This is a genomic window from Leptospira jelokensis (genome assembly GCF_004769635.1).
In the GTDB taxonomy this organism is placed as follows: Bacteria; Spirochaetota; Leptospiria; order Leptospirales; family Leptospiraceae; genus Leptospira_A; species Leptospira_A jelokensis.
Map to the genome: position 1 here is coordinate 91,331 of NZ_RQGH01000026.1, position 22,080 is coordinate 113,410.

The following is a 22,080-nucleotide window of genomic DNA, read 5'->3' on the forward strand; positions in this document are numbered from 1 at the left end:
AATCCTTTTGTTCATGAATTCAGAATCGGCCATTTTATTTACCCAATGTTTGCAAAATGATTTTACATCCCTTTTAGATAAGTATGATCCACTTCCGAATTCTTTGCATATTGGTTATGCAGAAGCGAATCGTTTGCTTGGTGAAATGGTAGAAGATGGCCCTGTGTTTTCCTTAATGGATTGGGCGTATGAAAAAAAACCTGAGGAATTAAAATTAATCCATATCAGAGATTGGCATGATCCCAAATCAAAATCACAAGAAGACCACCTCCTGCAGTTTGGAGAACATTGTTTGATGGACACTAAAGGTGCTGAGTTTGTTTTCCAAAACTGGATCGAAGAAAATCCAAACCGAGCAGAGATTGTAAACGCGTCAGGATTAAATGATTTTGTAGATACGAATTTAGAATCCATTTTAAAACCCTACAAAGGTAAATCCATTCGTGTAGGCATCACAGGTGTTTGGACAGAAGCAAAGGTAACCTTTTTATGTTATGACTTAAAAACAAGATACCCTGAATTTGAAATTGCAGTTTGTTCGGCACTCACCGCAAGTTCTTCCTTATCGATGCATTTTATTGCCCTTGACCAACTCAAACAAATCTTAGGAGTTAATGTATTTTCCTCCATTGGTGCCTTTACTGAATTTTTAACTGGAGACCAACCTAATCTCAAAAAACGTATTTCCACCAATGCCAGGATCGCAAGTGACAAATTAAATTTAGATCCAAAATACCCCATCACTGAACTCGACAAACAGATCTTACTTTATCTATTCAGAGATTGTAAAGAAGTAGAATGCAAAACCTTGGATGGTGGGTTTTCGGGAAATGTAGTGTTAAAAACCAAATCCATCGACCATTTGGGACATGTGCAGGTACCCTGTGTAGTGAAAATTGGAAATCGTGATCTCATTGCAAAAGAAAGGACCTCATTTGAAAGGATCCAAGAGGTATTGGGGAATAACGCACCTTCCATTGTTGATTTTTGTGAATTGGGTGACAGGGGTGCGATCAAGTACCGATACGCAGCTATGTTAGATGGGAATGTAAAAACCTTTCAAAAATTATATGGCACCATTTCGGATGGGACTGGCCTTGATCGTGTCATCGATACCGTGTTTGGTGAGCAATTAGGAAGGTTATTTGAAGCGGCTTCTTCTGAAAAACTCAATTTACTCGAGTATTACGACTTCCAACACAAATATGCAAAATCTGTACGTAATCGGGTCGAAACGATTCTTGGTGGCCCACAAAATGGACCTAACATTGAAATTTTTCCTGGCCACATCGTTCCAAATCCTTGCCTTTTTTATGAAACTGATTTACTAGCCTTAAAAGAATATAATGCAATAACACATAATACGTCTTATGTGCATGGGGATTTGAATGGTGCCAATATCATCATTGATGCCCAAGACAATGTGTGGATGATTGATTTTTTCCATACCCACCGAGGGCATATCATTCGTGATTTATTAAAATTGGAAAATGATATATTGTATATATTCTGTAAGATCGAAACAGAATTGGAATGGAAAGAAGCAATCCTTCTCACCGATTTTTTACACAACCAAGAGGATTTAGGAATTCCACTTTCCTTTGATCCTCCAAAAGAAATCACCAATGAAAAGTTAAAAAAAGCTTACCGTGTCATCGCAAAACTAAGATCCTATTACCCTAAATTGGTCAAACTAGACCGAGACCCTTACCAAATGCATGTGGGAGCCTTACGCTACGCCATGCATACACTATCGTTTGATGAATGTAACGAACTTCAAAAAAAATGGGCTTTGTATGCGGGTGCCAAACTCATTCTGAAAATCAAATCCTTCATCCAAAAATCCAAAGTACTACGCATTGATTATCTAAAACCTCTTCATGGAAACAATGGTGAACTTGTAAAACAAATTGGCCTTACCATTTTGCCAGGAAGGAAGGACAGAAACCGAGTGTTATCCGATGACTTGGAAACAATCAAAAAAGAAGGTATCTCAAATGTCCTTAGCCTCATCACCGAACAAGAGTATATCCAGTATGGCGTTACGGATTTAAAATCGGAACTTCCTTCAAATGGGATCAACCAAAAACAAGTTTCTATTTTAGACCAACGAGTGCCAAGCCATACACAAATGGAAGAAATTGTGGTTTGGATCGATTCTATCCTCACACAAAATCAAAAGGTTCTTGTCCATTGTGTTGGAGGGCTGGGCCGATCTGGGACTGTGGCTGCTGCTTATTTGATTTGGAAATATGGAATGAATGCGGAAACCGCTATCCAAAAAGTAAGGGAATCAAGAAGTGAACGTGCAGTAGAATCTCACGAACAAATTCGATTCCTAGAAACTTGGGAAAGGTCTTTCAAACATTAATTAGATTGTAGTTTTAATCTTTCTTTTTCCAACATTCCATCTAACTCAAGTTTCTTGGAATGCATCAATTGGTAAAGATGAGTTTGGAACTCTTCCCAAGAAGAAAACTCACTTGGGTTGTGAACACCAAGCGCCAAATACCCTACCACATTCCCTTTTTGGTATTCTTGGTAGGTAGCGACACCCGACTTCACAGCCACAAATACAGGAATTTTTTGGTCAAAAGCAATTTTCACCATTCCTTTTTTTAAAGGTTGGATTTCTTCACTATAGGTATTTTTGCCTTCGGGGTATACGATATAAGAAGTTGTTTTTAATCCCTCGATTAAATTTTTTACAGATACTGCTATGGACATCGCTTTTGAGTTATCAAATACTTGTGAACCCATCGCAGTCATCCACCAATAGGCAAACCATGCTTTTTTGATGACTTGATTCGCTAAAAAAGGTTTTCTTATCACATAACAATCGTAAGGGAAATCCATTTCGTTTACGTGATTTAAAAATATCATATGTCCTTTTTCAGGAACTTTGAATTCATTTAACACTAAGACTGTGGTTTTGGTAATTTTTTTAACGTCTTCTGCCCAAACCTTTGTGCCTTCTAAAAATTCCTTGATACGTTTCTCTTTGTTCCCGGTGATCGCTTGGAACACACCACGGATCAAAAAGGGACTGGCCTTTCCAAACACAAGTAAGGTGATTCGTAAATACACTTTCATTACCAAACGTCCGTAGTGAACACTTAGCCCGTGTAAGTTTTTTTCAATTAGGTTGTCAACAACTGGAATTTTCGCCATAGCAACAATTAGACAAAAGGGTCGTTTCTATGGATATAAAAAAGCCCAAGAAATTTCTTGGGCTCAATCATTCGGAAACAGTGTTAGATAATGTTTCTTATTGTTGCGGAGTTGTGGTTGTTCCTTGAGCAGGTTTTGGTGGAACATTTAGGGCTTTTTTACGTTCTTGGTCGTACTTCATGAACACCATATTATTGGAATCATATTCATACACTCGGCCTCTTACGTCTGCATGGTCCACTCGGTAGTCTTCTGGCACTCTAATATCAAACATTGCTTGGAGACGGTTGTCATATTTGATATAAGGATTTTTGGTGAAGTCATAGGTCACACCATCAATTTTCACTGGTTGGCCTTCCACGGTGGCACCAGATTCATCTTTCGATCCTTCTGATTTTGCGAGTGAATTGTTTAAATAGTAATTATCGTAAGGGTATTTTAATTTATAGATATTGATCGCATTGGCTTTGGAATCACGAGCCAAGTTGATCGCACCAAAATACAATTCAATACGATACTTTCTATGGTTCGGTTGGAGTTTTTGGTGTTTTTCCAAATTACGTTCCACTTTCAAAGCATTGGCTCTTGCTTCTTTGGCAAGACCTAAATGTTTGTAACCAAGTTCCATATTCTTTTCAATATCGTATTTATTGTAACTGTAATGCGCCTCTTTTGGGTCATACATACGCCTTTGGTATGGAGCTTCACGAGGAAGGTCCATCACGTCTTGGCGGAAATAAGATCCTTTTCCATATTCAATGGAGATATCAAGGAGAGCTTTGTCCATTGGATTGTTTGGATTTTTACGTTCCATTGCTACTTTCATCATCTCTTCCGCACGAAGGATATAGAGTTGAGAAAGTTCTTCTGTCATCTTTTCGATACCAAGTTGGCATTCGAGGAAACGTTGGTAGGCAGAAGAGAAATTACCTTCAAAATGGTATTGTAAACCTTCTTGGTAAATTCGTTTGGCTTCTAAGTATTTTTTCATACGGAAACCTTCTTTGCCTTCAGGAGCATTTAACTCCGTAGGTTTCCCTTCCGCATCTTCGCCACGAAAGTTTTTAATGATTGGCTCAAGCTCACGGAGGTACGTCAAAAGCTCGATACGTTTTTGGTAGGATTTACTAGAGACTGATTCTGCAAACATTGGTGCCTGCATCACGAGACTCATCATGAGAATAAGAAGGGATTGTTTCATTGCTCTGCCATTCATTCCGTTTCCGTACTTTCCTTCGTTAGAAGAATCTTACAAGTAATTTCAGGGTGTCCCCTGTGAGTATTATCGGAGATTTATGATATTGGATTGACAGATTGTATTTTAAAATTGAGCCTTTTCCTAGATTTTTCCTATGTCCCAAGCCGCTGCCCAGTCAAAAAAAGTATCTTTTCGTGCCAAAGAGTCTACAGCTTGCCCAATTTGTGATGAAAATCACCAAAAGGAGCAGATGTTCCAAGGTGGTGGACGGCTGATCGCTGGGAAACTAGCCCAGGACTTACGTCGTTTGTATGAAAAAAACAAAAAATTCGGCAGGGTAAGCCCTCTGGATTATGTCATGACTGTCTGTCCACGTTGCCTTTACTCCTCGTTTCCAAAAGATTGGAATGCTCTAAATCCGGCAGACAACGAAGCCATCCGTATGGCCACCGATGCTCGCAGAAGTTATATCGAAAAAATCCTTGGCCCACTCGATTTTACCCAGGACCGCCAAATTGTGTTAGGTGCTGCATCTTATCTACTTGGGATGGATTGTTACCAATTGCGTGGAGTGAGTGTGGCACCCACTCCTAAAAAAGCAGTTTGTGCCATTCGTGCGGCATGGTATTTCTCTGACCTCCATGAAGAGTTCCCTCATATTGGGTACGATAAAATCCGAGACCTACTCTACCAAAAAGCCGCCGTCATTTATGGATACACCTTAGAGCTCATGCAAAATGGGAACGAACCAGTGGACCAAGCGGCAGGGATGCTTGGCCCAGATACTGACAACAACTGGGGCTTTGATGGTGTTATTTATCTCAATGCCTTCTTAACGAAAAAATTCAAAGACCAAATGGCACCCAAACCAGAAGACCAAGTTTTGTTATTGTCCCGTGCCAAACGAACACTTGCTAGGTTGTATGGATCAGGGAAAGCCAGTAAAGGAAAACCAGGTCCAATTGTGGAAATGACACGTGAATTGTATGATGAATACAATGCCATTTTAGAAGCAATGGGAGGCGAGAAGTAAGGGTTTGCCCAATTACGCACTTCTTGTCGAATATGACGGCACCCATTTCAATGGGTGGCAAAAACAAAAAAACCTCCCCACTGTCCAAGGATCAATTGAATCAGCACTTGGCATCATCCTAAGAAAGAACCCCGCCTCACGCCTAACAGTTGCAGGAAGAACCGACACAGGGGTCCATGCTCTGGGAATGGTTTGCAATTTCAAAACAAGAGACCCTATTCCCAATTTTCACAAACTTCTCGTTTCTCTTAACTCTCTCACAGAAAGTGGTGTTTCCATAAAAAATGTAATCGAAGTTCCACCCGAATTTCACGCAAGGTTTAGTTGTACCGGAAGAGAATACATTTATAAATTATACTATAGTAAGTATGAAAGTAGTTTTGTCGAAGGGCGAGCGTTCTGGGTAAAATCCCATATCGACTGGGAAAAAGTCGAAAGGCAACTCCAAGTCCTTGTGGGTGAAAAAGATTTTCGTTCCTTCACAAAGGCAAAATCGATGTCTGGCAAAAGGGCGGTGCGAGAGATCTTTTCCATCCAATTAGAGAAAATCACTCCAGAATGGTACCAAATTCGGATCCGAGCGAATGGATTTATGCACAATATGGTGCGAATCACAGTCGGAACTTTACTAGACATCGGAAAGGGACGTTGGGAATCTAGATCCATAGACTCCATTTTGGAAGAAAAGAACCGAACGAAGGCAGGTGTCACCCTCCCTCCCGATGGGCTCTATTTTGTCCGCGCGTATTACGAAGATCATCCGGAAATTCATGAATTGTACAAAATCCCTCTTCCTTAGCATCCTTTTCGCACTCACTCTCTTTTCCGGTCTCCTTTCCGCACAAACCCTCGAAGAGTACAACAAACGCCGGTATGAAATCGGTGGTTGGGTGGGAGCTGCCAATCCCATGCCTGGAACTCCGAGTGCGCAGATCCTAGAGACCACTCTCGGCGGCGGGTTTTACGCTAGGATGCCTTGGCCTTGGATCTTTTACACGGAACTCGGTGGGTCTTATGCCGTATTTTTATCACGTTCCGAAAGGGCATTAACAGCCATGCCACTCTATGCGGCACTTGCCTACAAACTCCCGTTAGAGTTACCCATCCAATTTTTTGTGAAGGGAGGGGGTGGTTCTTCCTATGTGGTGGCAAGGCCTGCCGATACGGCACGTTGGAACCCAACCGCCTTTGGTGGGTTAGAAGCGAGTTTTATTGCTGGTCGTAGAATCCGAATTGGGGTACGATTGGATTATTATAAGATTTTTGAAACCCAAATGGATGTGCCAAACCAATACCGTTTCCCTCTTGCAAGTCCCTACGATGACCCAAGGTTACAAAATCCGGCAAATTACACATTACAGAACGTAGATTTTTTCTATTTTGGTCTAACAGTAGGAGTTTTGTTTTGAACCGTTTGCAATATTACTATTTCCTATTGTTACTCTCCTGCTTCTTTTTATTCCCGAACTGCAAAACAGATGTAGATTTGGGTAAAGAAACAAAATTCCCCGTCATCTCCACTCTCTTTAACAACCGTATGTTGTTACTCTTAAAAGGAACTTATGCAACAGACAATCCATTGGATTGGTCTGAGTTAAATAATGGAACTGGGGATTTGTACATTGATTCCCAAGGGGATGGTCTTGATCCCGTCATGACCCTAACCAACCTTCCGAAGGCTGCCGACCTACCGATTTTTTTGGACATTGGAGAAGTGAGGATCTCAAGTAAATTTGAGAAGGGATTTAATGACCTAACACAAATTCGTGATACGATTGATTCCAATAAGTTTTGGGATTTCATTGCCCCAAACAGACAAGTGTTTTGTACAAGAACTTATTCCTTAGATAATAATACCTGTCTGGAAAGTGATGGTATCTTAAAAGCGTATGACTTCTTTAATGGCATTGGAGCCCAATTCCCTTCCAATGATCCCTCTGCAGAAACCCTCAGTTGGGAAGAAGCTGCTGCCCTGGGTAAGGCATGGCTCGGAAGGGAATACTATTATTCTGGTATCTACTTTCGTTCTCTTGTGACTGGTTTTGCCTTAGATGCGGGGCTTCCTGTTACCCTTCGTTTTGACAACAGACCGAATATCTTTGGTCTCAATATTGTCCCAAGGAATAACTATGCACCAGGGACAACCACTGCAGAAAAAAGTGCGATTGTTCCCAAAATGTTTCCAAGTCTTTTTTCTCAAACCTTTGAACAAGCCGTACAATCTGATATGAGAATCCGAGAAGGTTTTGATCCTTATATCTTGGAAGTACGTATCAACTTAAAAGAAAATTTAATGTTACACTCATACACTTCCAGCCGTTCCACTACCGTGACGTATGTAGGTGTAAGTGATATCTTTTTTGATCACAAAGGAGAAGGTGATGCAGGTGGAAACATCCTCTCAAGAGCACGTGTGATTTATCCTGAAACAGCATCAAGCCTTACGATCTCCGGTGGTACCAATTCACTTTTACATTATTACGGAATCTTCCGATTTGAAGAAACTGAATTTATCAACGAATTGCCTGTTGCTGCGACACCTGCTAAACAAACTGCAAAAATCAAATACCTAAATCCTGGAACCTATAAAGTTGTGTGTTTAGGTGATGTGTCCAAAAGAGACGGATATCCTGACACAGTTGTAAGGGAAACTGCCTTTACCATTCCAGAATATCCGTTCCGACAGACATATAACGTTGATTTGGCCTGTCCTTAGGAAAAAAATAGTTTCATAGTTCAATTTTACTTTTTTTTACTAGGGTTTTCCTTGGTATAGGTTAAAGTACGAACCATATGAAAACGTTTTTATTTCAATTACGAAACATTCTCAGCAAAAACAAAAACTCCTCAGGGGAATTCCAATTCCCAATTCGATACAAACTGCTGTTAATCACTTCCATCGTACTTTTAGTTTCTGTTTCGGGAGTGATCTTTCTTGCATCATACTTTTTTCGTAAGGATAGCGAAGTCCGAGTCAAAGAAAACAATATCAAAATCAATGAAATCCTCTCTCTTAAAGTAAAATCAGACCTACATTCAATCAGGCAAGATGTTCACATCACAGCATCTGCCATTTTTAGAAATACACAATCTGCAAATGGAATTGCAAAAGAGTTATTTGAAGAAGACCAAAATTTTGTTTTTATTGGAGCTTATGATTCAAGTTTTAATGCAAAATTTGAATCCATCAACGAAAACTTTTTACAAAAATATGATTACCAAAAGCAAGAAGTTAAAAATATTTTAAAAAACATCCAACCGAAACTTAAAAAATCATTTAGCGGAACAACTGTTATTTGGAATATCAGCCCTTATTTTAGAAATCCAATCCTTTGCATTAGCTTCCCATTATCAGAAACGAAAGACACACACACAATTTTGGTCACGTTAGTCAAACTTGATAGTTTATTAGATGCCTTCCAAACATCAGGACCTGTTGAAACGTTTTTGGTAAGTGAAGATGGAAGTGTGTTAGCTCATCCTGATGCAAAAGTTGTACTGTCTGGGAATAACTTAAATGACTTACCAATCGTTGAACGTATGAAAAAGTCAACGGTAGACAATGGGCAATTCCGTTATGAAAATAAAGACGGTGAGTTTTACTTAGCTTCCTTTAAAAAATTAGGGATTGGAGGTGTTGGAGTCATCTCTCAAGTCCGAGAAACAAAAATTTTCGAAGAAGTGAATAATATCCAAAAACGGAATGTTTACCTTCTCATTGTGTTTTTATCTCTTTCGTTTATTGTTGTTTATATTTTTGCAAAATCCCTTTCTATACCCATTCTCAAATTGGTAGATGCTTCGGAAGAAATCAGGAGAGGCAATTACCATATCAATTTACACGCAACCACTCATGACGAAATTGGGACTCTAACAAAGTCCTTTGTGAGTATGGGACGAGGACTAGAAGAAAGGGAAAAATTAAAAGATTCCTTTGGTCGATTTGTCAACCAAGACATTGCCGAACTAGCGGCGAAGGGAAAACTTGCAATCGGTGGACATAAAAAATATTGTACCATCTTTTTTTCTGATATCAGAAGTTTCACTGCTATCTCAGAAAAATTACAACCAGAAGAAGTCGTTGAATTTCTCAATTCGTATATGTCAGAGATGGTAAAATGTGTACAAGAAACTGGTGGCACAGTGGATAAATTCATTGGGGATGCCATCATGGCCACATGGGGAGCCCTGCGAGACCACAAAGAGCATGCAAAAGCTGCTGTCGATGCAGCACTTCGTATGCGAGAAAAATTAATCGAATTCAATCAAGGTCGTGGAACAATAAAAAAACCTCTCATCAAAATCGGATGTGGGATTAACACTGGCTATGTGATTGCTGGCCAAATTGGAAGTTCTGACAAAATGGAATACACTGTGATTGGTGATTCCGTAAACTTGGCATCTCGAGTGGAATCACTGAACAAAGAAACACATACAGACATTCTCGTCACAGAAACTACTTACCAAGAAATCAAATCTGAATTTCATTTGCTCAGCATGGGAGAAATCGAATTTAAAGGAAAATCAAAAGCTCAAAAAGTTTACGCAGTATTAGGAAGGAAATCCGATCCCAAATCTCCCAAAAATCTCGCTGAATTACAATCCATGGTTGGCATCGAACCAACATCAAAAAAGGCAAAAAAATGAATTTTGACAAACGTGATTCATTTGTATTGATAGGCCTAACAAGCATTGCGATATTTTTTAGTGTTCTATTTTATTTGGACCTAAATCGAAAAATTGATATCGGAGATAGAGAAGTAGTAGGAACCATTTTCTTTAAAAACAATATCGTACAAAGAAAATTTGAAGATGAAGTGATTTGGGAAAAACTCGAAAACAATAGTCCTCTCATCAACAAAGATACAATCCGTTCCGAAGCATTTTCTGATGCCATCATTCGCCTTAAGGACGGAACAGAAATTAATATCGACGAAAACTCAATGTTTAACCTGGATTTGACGGGAGATGAACCCAATTTAGAATTTTCTGAAGGTTCGCTTGAGGTCAAAAAAAATGATTCGAATGCAAATCAAATCAAAATCACAAGTTCAGGGAATGAAATCAATGTTGATTCTGGTAATGTAAAAATTGAAAAAGCAAAAGACCAAGAGTTGAGTTTGTTTGTCGAAAAAGGGAAAACCACTGTCAAACAAAACGGAAAAACCGTTTCCGTCGACCAAGGTAAAAAAGCAGAATTCAAATCATCTGGAATTGAAATCAAAAAAATTCCTATTGTGCTCCTAACTCCTGCATCTCAAAAATTATTTTATACTGATCCCACGGAAGCCCTTGTAAACTTCACTTGGAAGGTAGAATCAGGATACGAATCACCAATTCTGGAAATTTCAAGGTCCCCTACTTTCCAAATGACTTTTTTTTCAGAACCGATTAACGGGAATCAAACAAACGTTAGCCTAAAAGAAGGTACATTTTACTGGCGAGTGAAAGTGAAAAACAAATCTGGAACGGAAACAAGTGAAACCAATAAATTGTTTGTTTCAAAACTGGAGCCCTTCCTTGCCGAATCACCAAATCCTGGGACAGTGATTCCTTTTGTACAAACCTATCCTCTCGTTACGATTTCATGGAGTAAGTTAACAACAGCCAATTCTTACCAACTTTTGCTATCTGATTCCAACCAGTTCCAAAATCCGATCAAAAGAATTGAAACATCTGCCAACCAAATCTCACTCGATGATCTAAAAGAAGGAACGTATTATTGGAAGGTGATTGCGAAATCGTCTTTTCCCGACACCAAGGACCGAGAAACCAAGGTATATTCCTTTGCCATCAAAAAAGGGAACCAAGTACCAGCTCCTAAATGGCAAAGACCGATGCCAGATTCAGAAATCAGTTTGGATGATATCAAACAAAACCAAGCCATTCTCATCTGGGAAGGTAATGCGGAAATCCATTCGTATACAGTTCTCATTGCCAAAGACACAAAATTCAACAATCCGATAGTGAATGTAGATACAACCACCAACTACCTTGTTCCCAATTGGAATGCCTTAGGCTTTGGAACATTCTTTGCAAAAATCATTGGGAAAACAAAAGAAGGAAAGGAAACGGAAAGTTCGCAGTCATTGAGTTTTACATTGATTGACAAAAAGAAAAAAATCGAAGTTGTCACAACGATTGAGGAACCGAAACCACAAACAAACCAAGATCCAAAACTGGAAAGTATGTCACCTAACGGAGCCATGATCCAAATGAAAGGAAAAACAAGTTTGGATTTCCAATGGAAAGTTTCAGGTGCTGTTCCCGATCGTTATGACATCGTCCTGTACCAACACCTTCCTGATAAAAAAATTGCGATTTATAAAGTGAGTACAAAAGATTCCTTTTACCACTTAAAAGACCTCAGTATTTTAGATGAAGGCAGTTTTTCTTGGGATTTGAGTGTGTATAAAAATGCCAACTTACTTCTTTCAAGGAAAGGTACATTTATCTTGGCACTTGACCAATTGAAGTCACTCAAACCAACGGACATAGAGTTTATCTCTCCCAAACGGTTGTATAAAGAAAAAAAATGAAACGGTCTATTTTTACAAAGTATTTCTTTTCCCTATTATGGTTCACAATCGTATCCGCTCTGTTTGCTGAAGAAGGTACGAAACTCATTGCATGGAAACCGATCAGTGATGCGAGTGGATACCAAATCCAAATCAAAGATAAAGTTGGGAAAATCATTTTAGATAAAAAAATTGATACTCCTTACCAATCCATTGAAGAATTACCATCGGGCATGTACATGGTACGCACGGCACCTTTAAATTTATTTAAAAAACCTGTGGTTTGGTCTGCTTGGAAAGATCTCGAAATCATCATTTCAGAACCTCCAAAAGTAGTGAAAGAAACGGAAACTCCAGTCATTCTCTCCAAACAAGAATCAAAATCAGAACCTACGATCAAGGAACTCACCATTGAAGGGGAACATTTTTTAGAAGCTACAAATGTAGACCTTTCCAAAAAAGGGGATAAACTTCCGATTGTTAGCAAGGAAGTGAAAACATCAGAACGAATTGATCTCAAAGTGGATACAACGGAAGCAAAAACTGGGCCTTATGATCTAACGGTCACCAATCCATACCAAAAACCCAAAGTAGTCAAAAACTTTGTGCAAGTAGAAGAACCTAAATCGAATGCACAAGATCCAAAACAAACTTCTAAAGAAAACCTAGAAGAAATCAAAAAAAATGAACGAGTCAAATCCAACGTAGAATCCTCTCGCCAAAATGAAGAAAAAAATGGTGATTCTACCAAATCCATTTCCGTCACCAAACCATCTGATTTAAATCAATCTCAAAAACAAATCACACCTCCTGTCACAACCAAACAGAAGGTAAACTTACCAAAAGGTAAATCGTTTCATGATTTCACTTATGAAGAGATGATGGTGTTCTTAGAGACTGATGTGGCAGTTAATTGTAAAAACACAAAAATTCCTGCTTTCACTTTAGGTGAGTGCCACAAAACGTATGTTATCCTAAACTTTGCAAGCGAAGACAACCAATCGGTTTTTGAATTTTATAAATTGGTAAGTGATAATGAATCCAATCGAATCAGTGCTTACCGATACTTTTCAAAAAATTGTAACCCAGTGTTCAAACCAGCTTTAGAACGAATGGAATTACAATGGAAAAATCGAACGAATTTAGATCCGGAAGAACGCCAATCCTTAGCCGTGGAATTGCCAAAATTTCGTGCTTGTACGAGATAAAATTCATTTCTTTTGCTTGTAAGGAATCCGTTTTTTAGTCCAATTAAGAGAATGAAACATCCGTTTTCCCTCTTCCTTGGCCTTCTGTTTGTATCTAGCCAGGTGATTTTTTCCGAACCATCTGTCCTAAATCAAAATGTGAAGGAAGTGACCACAAGGATCCAAGATTTGGCACTTTACCCTTCTCTTTCGAAAAAACGTCTTTATGGTGCTGTTGCAAAAGGTGGAGCGATTCGCTTTGATCTGAAGGCAAGTGAAGCATCTCCTCAATCGGTAGGAATTGGTATAGCAACGGATGGAAAATTAAAAGAATGGGTATTGACTGTGTATGCTGGGAATGGCCAAAACGAAAACCCAACCATCCTTCGCAAAGAAAAAATCGAAGCAGAAACTCAATGGGTGTTTGAGTTACTGGCACCACCTGATGAAATTACAATTGAAATCCAAAATACAAATTCAGAAACTCCCGTTGCCGTTGTAGAGATCGTTCATGGTTATTATTATGGGTATTCGATTGATAAAGAAAACAATGCGAAACCACAACCGCAAAGTCCAATCAAACCAAACCCAACGGAACCTGAAAAACTATCTCCGAACGATGTACAAAATCGAACGGAATTTTACCGGACACCCATCACGAAAGATTGATTTAGTTTTTTAAAGATATAATCCGTATACTCATCATAACAAGACGGTGACATATGCCCTGCATCACTAAACTCGTTGCAGGAATATTCTGGATCATCATTCATATTCCAAAAAGGAATCCCGTTTTGTGAATGGTATCTCTCCATACGAGGATACCAATCCTCATACACTGTCCCTTCTTTGTTCTCACCCACAGACACTTTCATCTTACGAATATGATCCATATAAGGTAGAGACAACCTCACCCAAATGACTGCCGAAGGTACATTTAGTTTTTTTGCCAATTGTAAGGATTGGTCTGTAAAACTGAGTATATGATCTGAAAATCGAAATGGTACAAGGTAGGAGTGGAAATCGCCATACGCTGATTTTTTTAAAAGTTCGGGAGGTAAAACCGCTTCATGAGTTCCCGGAGTCATCGCAGAACCTTTCCCTTTTTTTAAGTTTGCCATCAGATTGTTTCTGAGTGTACGATATGGGATCAACATATTGTTTCTGTTTTTAGCACGAGTGATGATCACTTCCAATTTAGGTCGGTATTGGTAGGCACGAAACATACGTTTTGCGATTAAGGTAGAAATTTCATCGGTAGAAAAGGATGAAAAATGTTTTAAAACAAACGAAACATTCAGTCCATTGGTTAATGTTTCATCTACCTTTAAAGTAGCACTCGAATTAAACATTTCAACTGAATGATCAAACAAAAAGAAATCAGGTTTGACATTGTCCTTTTCAAATTGTTCCATCCATTGTAGTACGTAATCAGGTTTTCCACCGGGTACTGAAAAATTAAACATCACCCAACCTGGGTATTTTTGATGGATGTAATCATTATCAAAGAGCAGTGCCCTAGAGTTCCCAAAATAAACAAGGACCTTGTCTCGATTTTTTTCTTTTAGGTAGTCTTTCAAATCTTCATACAATTCATTTTTTTGGATGTAATTGATATCAGACAATGATTTAGAAAAATACGTATGAACGTTTTCTAAAATGAGTAATTTATCGAGACAAAATGCTAAAAAGACAACTAGGAAAGGGACAAATAAAAAACGATTTCGAATTAAATCCACATTTTCCTCCTAAAACCGATAATAAATAAACTCACCACCATCTTGTGATAAGGTAGCTAGTAAAAAGATAGTGATCACACCGAGGACTGGTACAAGCCAAACATCGTGTTTACGAATTTTTTCCCATGATTCAGGAACGTATTGGATATGGTGGAAAAGTAATACTGCAAACGAAGTATAAAAAATTCGTTCTAAGTTTTCGATATGTAAGTAACGAAAAGAAGAACCATCTCCCAAAATGGAAGTGGCAGAGACTAACCATTCGTTTTGACTTCCAACTAAAAGTTGTTCTAAACTAAAGGAAAAATGAGTGAAAATTCCATGGAAATGGTCTACCATATTGGATGCGTTATTCGAACGGAACATAAGTCCTGAAATCGAAAACAAAACAAAAACTATCATTGCTTTGATAACCATTAAGAATTTATTTTTTTCGGGAGTGAGTTTTAGGCCTAGTTTCCCTTCCAAAAATCTTTCACCAGCTAAGATCACTCCCCAATAAAACCCCCAACAGATAAATGTATAATCTGCTCCGTGCCAAAATCCACCAAGTGTCATGATGATGATCAAATTTAAATAGGTTCTGAGTTCCCCTTTTTTTGAACCACCTAACGGAAAGTAAATGTAATCTCGTAACCAAAACGATAGTGTGATATGCCATCTCTTCCAGAGTTCCCTTCCCGAAGTTGAGAAAAATGGAGCCTTAAAATTTTCTGGAGTTTCAAAACCTAAAAATAGTGCCACTGACCTTGCCATATCTGTCAGACCAGAAAAATCGCTAAATACTTGGATCGAATAACAAATCCCTGCAATGAACAAAGAAAAGGAATCATACTCAGCAGGTGAATTAAAAACAGGTGAGATGGTTAGAGACATTGGATCTGCAACTAACACTTTTTTCACAAGGCCTGACATCAATAAATAGGAAGCCCGGTACATCTTTTCTTTGTTTGGTGTCAGTTTGTCCAAGTTTGGAAAAAAATCTGACATCCGCATGATTGGTCCCGCAATCAGTACAGGAAAAAATGCAACAAAGAGAAAATAGTCTTCTACCTTTACAGTGGGTAGGTTTGGATTTCTGTATGTATCAACGGCTGCTGCAATGACTTGGAAGGTATAAAAGCTAATCGCAAGCGGAAGCGCGATATGAATGAGGTTTGGAACTTGTGCAAAAAATGGATAACTTGTTACATCTGCAAGTACCCGACTAAAAAAATACACATACTTAAAAAAACCTAAGTTGATTAAGTTAAGTGAAACGGTAAGTCCAATCCAAAATTTCGTGGGCTCAGACTGGATTTTTCGGTAAAGGAAATAATTGATGCTGATGACAATTAGAAAATGTATGGTCAATGCCAACGAAAAGTAAGCATAAAAACTGATACCTGAAGCCAGAAGAAAGTATTTACGAAATTCTTTTGGGATTGCCCAATAGAGAAGGTAAACAACCGAAAAAAAGATTAAAAATGGTATTGAATTGAACAACATATCAAGGAAGGAATTGTCTCTCCCAGTAATCGCTTTCTTTGCTCGGTGTCAATCCTTCTTTCAAGTGGTTAAATTCAGTTTCATCCTCTTCCGTTTCCCGTTTTACCCATTCTGCATAAAATTCTTCTGAGGATTTGCGTTTGGCTCGGAGTTTTCTAGCAAAACTTAGAATTTCTTTATCGGATGTTACCACCAAACATTGCGAAGGTACTTCACAATAATTTAAGTAACCAATGATGAGTTCGTCCGCCTTTTTTTCATGGCTGTAATGGATGGAAAAACCTTCCCATTCTTCCGAATAACATTCGGAAAGTAACTCCTTCTTCCCATCAAAAAAGACTAAGATTTTGCGGTGGCCTAGGTCTGGAAAATGCCGTTTCAAATGGACAAGAAGTCCAAGCCTTGCATCTTGCAGGCGGTATTCGCCCAAACAAAAAGCCAGGTCTGGGAATTTATACATTAGATTCATCCCGTCGATCAGGATTCTCTCATTTACGGGCACAACCCTATTGAAACCACTTGCCAGATTCGATTAAACCAAAAAAACGTAAACATGGGGAAAAAAATAATCATCGTCGGTGCCTCGAGTGGGATCGGAAAAGCCATTGCTGAACAAGAATTGAACGCTGGGTCCTCGGTGGTCCTTTTAGCGAGACGGGAAAAGTCCCTGGAATCAATCGCAAAACTTGGCAACCAGACCAAAGAGAAACGCGCCTTTCCTTTGGTCTTTGATGTGACCAAATATGCAACTGCTGAAAAAACCTTTCAAAAAGCAGTCTCCCTTCTCGGAGGATTGGACGAAGTGTATTTTGCATCAGGTGTGATGCCTGAAATTTCCAAAGAAGAATACAACACAGCCAAAGATTTGGAAATGTTAAATGTCAACCTATTGGGTGCCGTTGCATTTCTAAACCCAGTAGCCACCTACTTTACCAAACAAAAATCGGGCAAAATTGTAGGTATCTCCTCCATTGCAGGGGAAAGGGGCAGGAAAGGAAATCCTGTTTATAATACTTCTAAAGCCGGTCTCAATACTTACTTGGAAGCACTACGCAATCGTTTATCAGAAGTAAATGTTCAAGTAACAACGATTAAACCTGGTTTTGTAAAAACAGATATGACAAAGGGTTTGGTTTTACCTGAAAAAGGATTATTAAAAGCAATCACGGCTGAGGAAGCCGCAAAAAAAATCCGAGCCATTGTAGCCAGTGGGAAAGACGAAGCTTTTGTCCCTGGGATTTGGGCACTTGTGGGTCTCATCATCCGAAACATTCCCAATTTTATTTTTAAAAAATTGAGTATCTAATATGGTCACAAAAAAATCAAAATCCATTCCTAATTTCAAAGTTCCTCAAAAAGAAAAAGTGGAAGCATGGGGCATGAGTTCTTTTTCCATGTCTCCTGTGTTTCGTCCCGAAACAGAAGAAGAAATCCAAGAACTTTTTGTGTGGGCAAACCAAACTGGCACCAAAGTCGCGTTACGTGGCGGTGGTTGTAGTTACGGTGATGCATCCACAAATAACGATGGGATCGTTTTGGACTTAACTCGTTTTAATAAGGTATTAGATTTTAATTTAAAAACCGGGGTGATGACTGTCCAGTCAGGTGCAAGGATCAAAGACCTATGGGAAACAGGGATTGAAAATGGTTTTTGGCCACCGGTTGTTTCTGGTACCATGATGCCTACACTTGGTGGTGCTCTTTCCATGAACATCCATGGAAAAAATAATTTTAAAGTGGGCACCATTGGGGAACACATTAAAGAATTCACTTTTTTAACTGCAAAGGGAGAAATTCTCACTTGTTCTCCTAAAAAAAATTCAGACCTATTTTATTCAGCGATCTCCGGCTTCGGAATGTTAGGTTGTTTTTTAACAGTCCAAATCAAAATGAAACCAATCTATTCTGGAAAAATGAAAATTGATCCTGTTTATGTTCGTAACTTCGATGAGTTATTTGAATACTTTGAAGAACATTACAAATCCGCAGATTATTTAGTGGGTTGGATTGATGCATTTGCTTCTGGAAAGTCTCTTGGTCGAGGTCAAATCCACAAAGCAACAAACCTTAAAGAAGGGGAAGATCCTGATTTTCCAGGTAATTGTTTATTAGAAAGGCAACACTTACCTTCACGATTGTTTTATGTGATCCCAAAAAAATGGATGTGGATCCTGATGCGGCCTTTCAGCTTCAATTTTGGAATGCGAATGATCAATTTGGCCAAATGCATTGCCAGTATTTTAGTAAACCATAAAGCATATTACCAAGGACATGCTGAGTATGCATTTTTATTGGACTATGTGCCAAATTGGAAATTTGTTTACAAACCTGGAGCGATGATCCAATACCAAGTGTTCATTCCAAAAGAAGGCGCAAAACAAGCATTCCGTGAAATATTCACAAAATGCCAAGAACGTGGGATTGTGAATTATTTATCTGTCTTCAAAAAACACAAACCAGATCCATTTTTACTCACACATGCGGTGGACGGATTTTCAATGGCAATGGACTTCCCTGTGACAAAAAGTAACCGCGAAAAATTATGGGCTTTGTGTTATGAGTTAGATGAAATTGTTTTGAAATACAAAGGAAGGTTTTACTTTGCCAAGGATTCAACTCTTCGCAAACGAGTGATGGAATCCTACTTTCCAAAAGAGAATCTAAAAAAGTTTTATAGTTTGAAGAAAAAGTATGATCCAAAAGGAATTTTACAAACGGATTTATACAAACGAGTGTTTTTAACATAAGTAACTTTTTAGAAAACGAAACAGATCCATTCAATAGGTGTTATCTTTTCCAAACAAAGGGGAAGGTAACATCTTTTTTAGTCATGCCTGACAAAGATAAATTCTTTTCTAAAAAGCCAAATCCACTTCCCAACCAAAAGAGATAAAATCACTCTTCAAGTTAGATATTCATCCTTCTGTATAAAAAATAAGCCGCATAGGTAAAAATCACAGGAGTCATCCACATACCAATCCAAATCGGCAGTGCACCATTTTCAGCCAATGTTTTTGCAATAGAATTTAGAATATAATACAATAATACAACAGCTATGGTAAGACCAAGGCTTGCGACACCTGCAGAACGTTTGGTGATGGCACCAGCAAGGGCACCAAGTGTCACAACGACAAACGACATGAGTGGCATGGCAAAAGCCAAGTGTTGTTGGACAATGACGTTTCGATACGGGATCCCTTTTGTTATCCTTGATTCGATTTCATCCGAAAGTTCAAAAAAATTCATCTCTTCTGGGTTACGTATCGGTTTGGAAAAATAAGCCAAATCCTCAGGGAAGTCATAAGTTTTTTCAGCGTATTTGGTCCTTGATACCAGTTCCAAATTTTCATTGAAACGAACTTCTTCTGCGTCATACAAAATCCAAGAATGTGGGTTTGGAATGAACTTTGCTTTTTGTGAAGTCACAGTATAAGTGGGATGACCATCACTTAATATTTCGATATAATTGAATCCACCTTTGATTGTGCTTTCTTTTTCATCGATCCAATACACGTAATAAAAACCTTTTTTGCCTTTGATGTGTAGTTGGTAGACAAAATCGATCAAACGATTCGAACCTTTTGCCATGATACTAAATTCGACTTGAGCTTTTTTATTGGCAGGGATCACAACCAGCTGACCAAAAAGCGTCATAACAAGCCAAATGATGATTCCAAAAAACAAAATTGGAGTGATGATACGAATGAATGATACTCCCGCAACCATCATGGCAACCAACTCTTTATTCACACTAAATTGTCCAATGACAAAACAAACGGAGAACATAAGTGCAGGTGCAACTACTTGGTCCACCATGGATGGTAAGGAATACAAGACATGTAAATACACATGAGATTGGCTCACTTTGGATGAAACCAGATACTTCATCACATCAGTGAATTTATAAATTACAATCATCGATGTTAACATGATGAGTGTGCCTAAAAATGTTTTAAAAAAATCAAAAAACAAATATCGATCGAGAGTTCGAAACGGAATAAACTCTCTTTTGAACCAGAGAAACGGTGTTAAAATAAGGTTCATTGTATTTCCAATAACAACATACTCATATCATCGGAAATCTGCTTTGCAGAATATGACATTGAGTCTTCATAAATAGCAGTTAAAAATTCATCACCTTTTTTGTCAGAATGATTTTTGATGGCAGAGAACAAATGTTCCTCCCCGTACATTTCACCCGATTCATCAAATACTTCTAAAATTCCATCGGAATACAATAAAATCCGGTCTCCTTTTGTGAGGGTGATTTCGTAATTCTTTAATTGTGGTTTCAAAAAACTAACAATCAGAGTCCCGAGACCTTCCAAAAATTTTGGACCGGTTTCATTTGTAATATGGATGATGGGAGGATGGCCAGCAATGGAATACTGTAACTGCTTTGATTCAAAATCAAAAAATAAAACACAAGCACTGATGTGATTATTGGGAACTAAAGATTGAAGATCGTCATGGATCGCTTTTAAACATTCAGAAGGTAACGATTTGTTCCCATGGATTTTGAAAGCAAGGACTGCCATTGCAGAAACCATAGCCGAAGCAATCCCGTGGCCAGAAACATCGGCAAAAAAAATCGCCATTTTTCCATCCTCACGTTCCAAGTAACTGATGGCGTCTCCTCCCACTTGGTCAAAAGAACGAAAAAAAGAATGGATTTTGACTGCCTTTATTTTTGGCCAATCGGTTGTCACCAAATTGGATTGGGTTTCATTGGCAAGTTCCAACTCACTTAACATTCGATCCTGGAATTTTTTTAATTGAGATTCGGATATCCTTAATTTCTCGACTGAACTCAATCGTATATTGAGTGTTAGGTAAGAAACTAAAGCAGGAGTGATGATGGCAGATAAATAAAGTGGTAAATCCACTTGGTGTTCTTTAGAATAAATCCCAACTAAAATTCCTGCAGAGGTGACGGTTCCCAAATACGAAACAAGTGAACGTCTGTCCACAAAACTGACTCCGATACAAGTTAAAACCAAAATCATCCCAACCAGATAACCGATGTAAAGTGAGTTCCAATACAATAGAATGAGAGAATGAGCACTCATTGTATAAAAGAAAACAAACATAATGGCTTGGATATTTTTCCGAACCCATTTGATAAAGTAGGTGGCAATAAAAAAACTGATCGTAATTGAAGCGTGGGCCACTCGAATCCACTTTGGGTCATAAAGACCTAGTTCGTCCACAGGAGCAAAGATCCCAAACCCAATGAATCCAGAAAACACAGCAAGGCAGATTCTTGAAATTTTTAGAACTTCATCGTCTAATTTAAAATCATCTTGCTTACTTTCTTTTTTCATACCAAATGAGTACTTCCGAATTTTGTTTTAAAATAATCTGGCAATGCAGAAGGTTTTTGCAAAGAAAAGTCAAACCAAACAAAAGAAGCATTTCCCGTTAACACACATTCATCGGCTTCATTCCACATAGAACAAATTACAGAAAATGCGCGAGAAGAAATCGAAGAAACTTCTAACGTGATTTCGAGTGTGGCGGGAAAAACTACTTGTTTGCGATAGTCCATATCCAAATGAGTTAACACAGGGCCAGCTTTCACTGGTTTAAGTGGAGAATCCCAAAGTCCTTCTTTGGTAAAATAATCCGCCCTTGCGGATTCAAAATAACGAACATAGGTTACATTATTGACATGACCAAAAGCATCCATCTCTCCCCAGACAACTTGTTGGATGAATTTATGTTTGTATTTTGTTGGTTTTGACAT

At 38.5% G+C, this 22,080-nt stretch carries 19 protein-coding genes; 11 read left to right on the plus strand and 8 right to left on the minus strand.

Annotated elements, in window-relative coordinates:
* The first annotated feature begins 13 nt into the window (after positions 1–13).
* The gene (locus tag EHQ62_RS10355) at positions 14–2,371 is read left to right on the plus strand and encodes a phosphatase domain-containing putative toxin (RefSeq protein ID WP_135642551.1); all 2,358 of its coding nucleotides are present in this window, start codon (positions 14–16) and stop codon (positions 2,369–2,371) included.
* On the opposite strand, the gene EHQ62_RS10360 is transcribed toward EHQ62_RS10355, so the two are convergent.
* Positions 2,368–3,171 carry a lysophospholipid acyltransferase family protein gene (locus EHQ62_RS10360; RefSeq protein WP_135642553.1) on the minus strand — a complete coding sequence of 268 codons (804 nt, stop codon included), beginning with the start codon at positions 3,169–3,171 and terminating at the stop codon, positions 2,368–2,370. The two genes, EHQ62_RS10355 and EHQ62_RS10360, sit on opposite strands and share 4 nt — an antisense overlap.
* 97 nt (positions 3,172–3,268) lie before the next feature.
* The gene (locus tag EHQ62_RS10365; protein WP_135642555.1) at positions 3,269–4,387 is read right to left on the minus strand and encodes an LIC11274 family protein; all 1,119 of its coding nucleotides are present in this window, start codon (positions 4,385–4,387) and stop codon (positions 3,269–3,271) included.
* 136 nt (positions 4,388–4,523) lie between these two features.
* Between EHQ62_RS10365 and EHQ62_RS10370 the strand changes: the two genes are divergently transcribed.
* From EHQ62_RS10370 to EHQ62_RS10405, 8 genes are all read left to right on the plus strand, one after another.
* Positions 4,524–5,402, plus strand: coding sequence for a DUF2225 domain-containing protein (locus EHQ62_RS10370; protein ID WP_135642557.1), 879 nt, complete (start codon positions 4,524–4,526; stop codon positions 5,400–5,402).
* Positions 5,403–5,406: 4 nt separating this feature from the next.
* Positions 5,407–6,201, plus strand: a complete 795-nt coding sequence (truA, locus tag EHQ62_RS10375; protein ID WP_135642558.1) for a tRNA pseudouridine(38-40) synthase TruA — start codon at positions 5,407–5,409, stop codon at positions 6,199–6,201.
* Positions 6,173–6,811, plus strand: a complete 639-nt coding sequence (locus EHQ62_RS10380) for a hypothetical protein (protein ID WP_135642560.1) — start codon at positions 6,173–6,175, stop codon at positions 6,809–6,811. The genes truA and EHQ62_RS10380 overlap by 29 nt, the downstream gene beginning before the upstream one ends.
* Positions 6,808–8,118, plus strand: a complete 1,311-nt coding sequence (locus EHQ62_RS10385) for an LIC11270 family surface protein (protein ID WP_244241736.1) — start codon at positions 6,808–6,810, stop codon at positions 8,116–8,118. The genes EHQ62_RS10380 and EHQ62_RS10385 overlap by 4 nt, the downstream gene beginning before the upstream one ends.
* A gap of 77 nt (positions 8,119–8,195) precedes the next feature.
* Positions 8,196–10,049, plus strand: coding sequence for an adenylate/guanylate cyclase domain-containing protein (locus EHQ62_RS10390; RefSeq protein WP_135642562.1), 1,854 nt, complete (start codon positions 8,196–8,198; stop codon positions 10,047–10,049).
* Entirely contained in the window at positions 10,046–11,941 is a 1,896-nt protein-coding gene (locus EHQ62_RS10395) for a FecR domain-containing protein (protein WP_135642564.1), read from the plus strand. Before EHQ62_RS10390 ends, EHQ62_RS10395 begins: the two co-directional genes overlap by 4 nt.
* Positions 11,938–13,128 (plus strand): hypothetical protein, encoded by a 1,191-nt coding sequence (locus EHQ62_RS10400; RefSeq protein WP_135642565.1) that lies wholly within the window; start codon positions 11,938–11,940, stop codon positions 13,126–13,128. Before EHQ62_RS10395 ends, EHQ62_RS10400 begins: the two co-directional genes overlap by 4 nt.
* Before the next feature lie 51 nt (positions 13,129–13,179).
* Entirely contained in the window at positions 13,180–13,776 is a 597-nt protein-coding gene (locus tag EHQ62_RS10405; protein ID WP_135642567.1) for a hypothetical protein, read from the plus strand.
* On the opposite strand, the gene EHQ62_RS10410 is transcribed toward EHQ62_RS10405, so the two are convergent.
* Genes EHQ62_RS10410 through EHQ62_RS10420 form a run of 3 tightly spaced genes read right to left on the minus strand, consistent with a single transcriptional unit; the run spans position 13,749 to position 16,836 of the window.
* The gene (locus tag EHQ62_RS10410; protein WP_135642569.1) at positions 13,749–14,846 is read right to left on the minus strand and encodes a DUF1574 domain-containing protein; all 1,098 of its coding nucleotides are present in this window, start codon (positions 14,844–14,846) and stop codon (positions 13,749–13,751) included. The genes EHQ62_RS10405 and EHQ62_RS10410 overlap by 28 nt on opposite strands.
* Before the next feature lie 9 nt (positions 14,847–14,855).
* Complete coding sequence (locus EHQ62_RS10415) at positions 14,856–16,334, minus strand: MBOAT family O-acyltransferase (RefSeq protein ID WP_135642571.1); 1,479 nt, start codon at positions 16,332–16,334, stop codon at positions 14,856–14,858.
* Between the two features lies 1 nt (position 16,335).
* Entirely contained in the window at positions 16,336–16,836 is a 501-nt protein-coding gene (locus tag EHQ62_RS10420; protein ID WP_279638325.1) for an NYN domain-containing protein, read from the minus strand.
* Between the two features lie 51 nt (positions 16,837–16,887).
* Between EHQ62_RS10420 and EHQ62_RS10425 the strand changes: the two genes are divergently transcribed.
* Positions 16,888–17,640: an SDR family NAD(P)-dependent oxidoreductase gene (locus tag EHQ62_RS10425; protein ID WP_135642575.1), complete on the plus strand. Its 753-nt coding sequence runs from the start codon at positions 16,888–16,890 to the stop codon at positions 17,638–17,640.
* 1 nt (position 17,641) lies between these two features.
* Positions 17,642–19,081, plus strand: coding sequence for an FAD-binding oxidoreductase (locus EHQ62_RS10430; RefSeq protein ID WP_135642577.1), 1,440 nt, complete (start codon positions 17,642–17,644; stop codon positions 19,079–19,081).
* Between the two features lie 160 nt (positions 19,082–19,241).
* On the opposite strand, the gene EHQ62_RS10435 is transcribed toward EHQ62_RS10430, so the two are convergent.
* From EHQ62_RS10435 to EHQ62_RS10445, 3 genes are read right to left on the minus strand one after another with little or no spacing between them, the layout of a single operon-like run.
* A complete protein-coding gene (locus EHQ62_RS10435) occupies positions 19,242–20,378 on the minus strand; it encodes an LptF/LptG family permease (protein ID WP_135642579.1) in 1,137 nt (378 codons plus the stop codon).
* On the minus strand, positions 20,375–21,658 hold the full coding sequence (locus EHQ62_RS10440; RefSeq protein WP_135642581.1) for a PP2C family protein-serine/threonine phosphatase: 1,284 nt from the start codon (positions 21,656–21,658) through the stop codon (positions 20,375–20,377). Before EHQ62_RS10440 ends, EHQ62_RS10435 begins: the two co-directional genes overlap by 4 nt.
* Complete coding sequence (locus tag EHQ62_RS10445; RefSeq protein ID WP_135642583.1) at positions 21,655–22,080, minus strand: acyl-CoA thioesterase; 426 nt, start codon at positions 22,078–22,080, stop codon at positions 21,655–21,657. Before EHQ62_RS10445 ends, EHQ62_RS10440 begins: the two co-directional genes overlap by 4 nt.

What these genes read in the sequence shown, in the direction of transcription:
- EHQ62_RS10355 (WP_135642551.1), top strand. Translation starts at nt 14, where the DNA reads ATGAATTCAGAATCGGCCATTTTATTTACCCAATGTTTGCAAAATGAT.
- EHQ62_RS10360 (WP_135642553.1), bottom strand. Translation starts at nt 3,171, where the DNA reads ATGGCGAAAATTCCAGTTGTTGACAACCTAATTGAAAAAAACTTACAC.
- EHQ62_RS10365 (WP_135642555.1), bottom strand. Translation starts at nt 4,387, where the DNA reads ATGAATGGCAGAGCAATGAAACAATCCCTTCTTATTCTCATGATGAGT.
- EHQ62_RS10370 (WP_135642557.1), top strand. Translation starts at nt 4,524, where the DNA reads ATGTCCCAAGCCGCTGCCCAGTCAAAAAAAGTATCTTTTCGTGCCAAA.
- EHQ62_RS10380 (WP_135642560.1), top strand. Translation starts at nt 6,173, where the DNA reads ATGAATTGTACAAAATCCCTCTTCCTTAGCATCCTTTTCGCACTCACT.
- EHQ62_RS10390 (WP_135642562.1), top strand. Translation starts at nt 8,196, where the DNA reads ATGAAAACGTTTTTATTTCAATTACGAAACATTCTCAGCAAAAACAAA.
- EHQ62_RS10395 (WP_135642564.1), top strand. Translation starts at nt 10,046, where the DNA reads ATGAATTTTGACAAACGTGATTCATTTGTATTGATAGGCCTAACAAGC.
- EHQ62_RS10400 (WP_135642565.1), top strand. Translation starts at nt 11,938, where the DNA reads ATGAAACGGTCTATTTTTACAAAGTATTTCTTTTCCCTATTATGGTTC.
- EHQ62_RS10405 (WP_135642567.1), top strand. Translation starts at nt 13,180, where the DNA reads ATGAAACATCCGTTTTCCCTCTTCCTTGGCCTTCTGTTTGTATCTAGC.
- EHQ62_RS10415 (WP_135642571.1), bottom strand. Translation starts at nt 16,334, where the DNA reads ATGTTGTTCAATTCAATACCATTTTTAATCTTTTTTTCGGTTGTTTAC.
- EHQ62_RS10425 (WP_135642575.1), top strand. Translation starts at nt 16,888, where the DNA reads ATGGGGAAAAAAATAATCATCGTCGGTGCCTCGAGTGGGATCGGAAAA.
- EHQ62_RS10430 (WP_135642577.1), top strand. Translation starts at nt 17,642, where the DNA reads ATGGTCACAAAAAAATCAAAATCCATTCCTAATTTCAAAGTTCCTCAA.
- EHQ62_RS10435 (WP_135642579.1), bottom strand. Translation starts at nt 20,378, where the DNA reads ATGAACCTTATTTTAACACCGTTTCTCTGGTTCAAAAGAGAGTTTATT.
- EHQ62_RS10440 (WP_135642581.1), bottom strand. Translation starts at nt 21,658, where the DNA reads ATGAAAAAAGAAAGTAAGCAAGATGATTTTAAATTAGACGATGAAGTT.
- EHQ62_RS10445 (WP_135642583.1), bottom strand. Translation starts at nt 22,080, where the DNA reads ATGTCAAAACCAACAAAATACAAACATAAATTCATCCAACAAGTTGTC.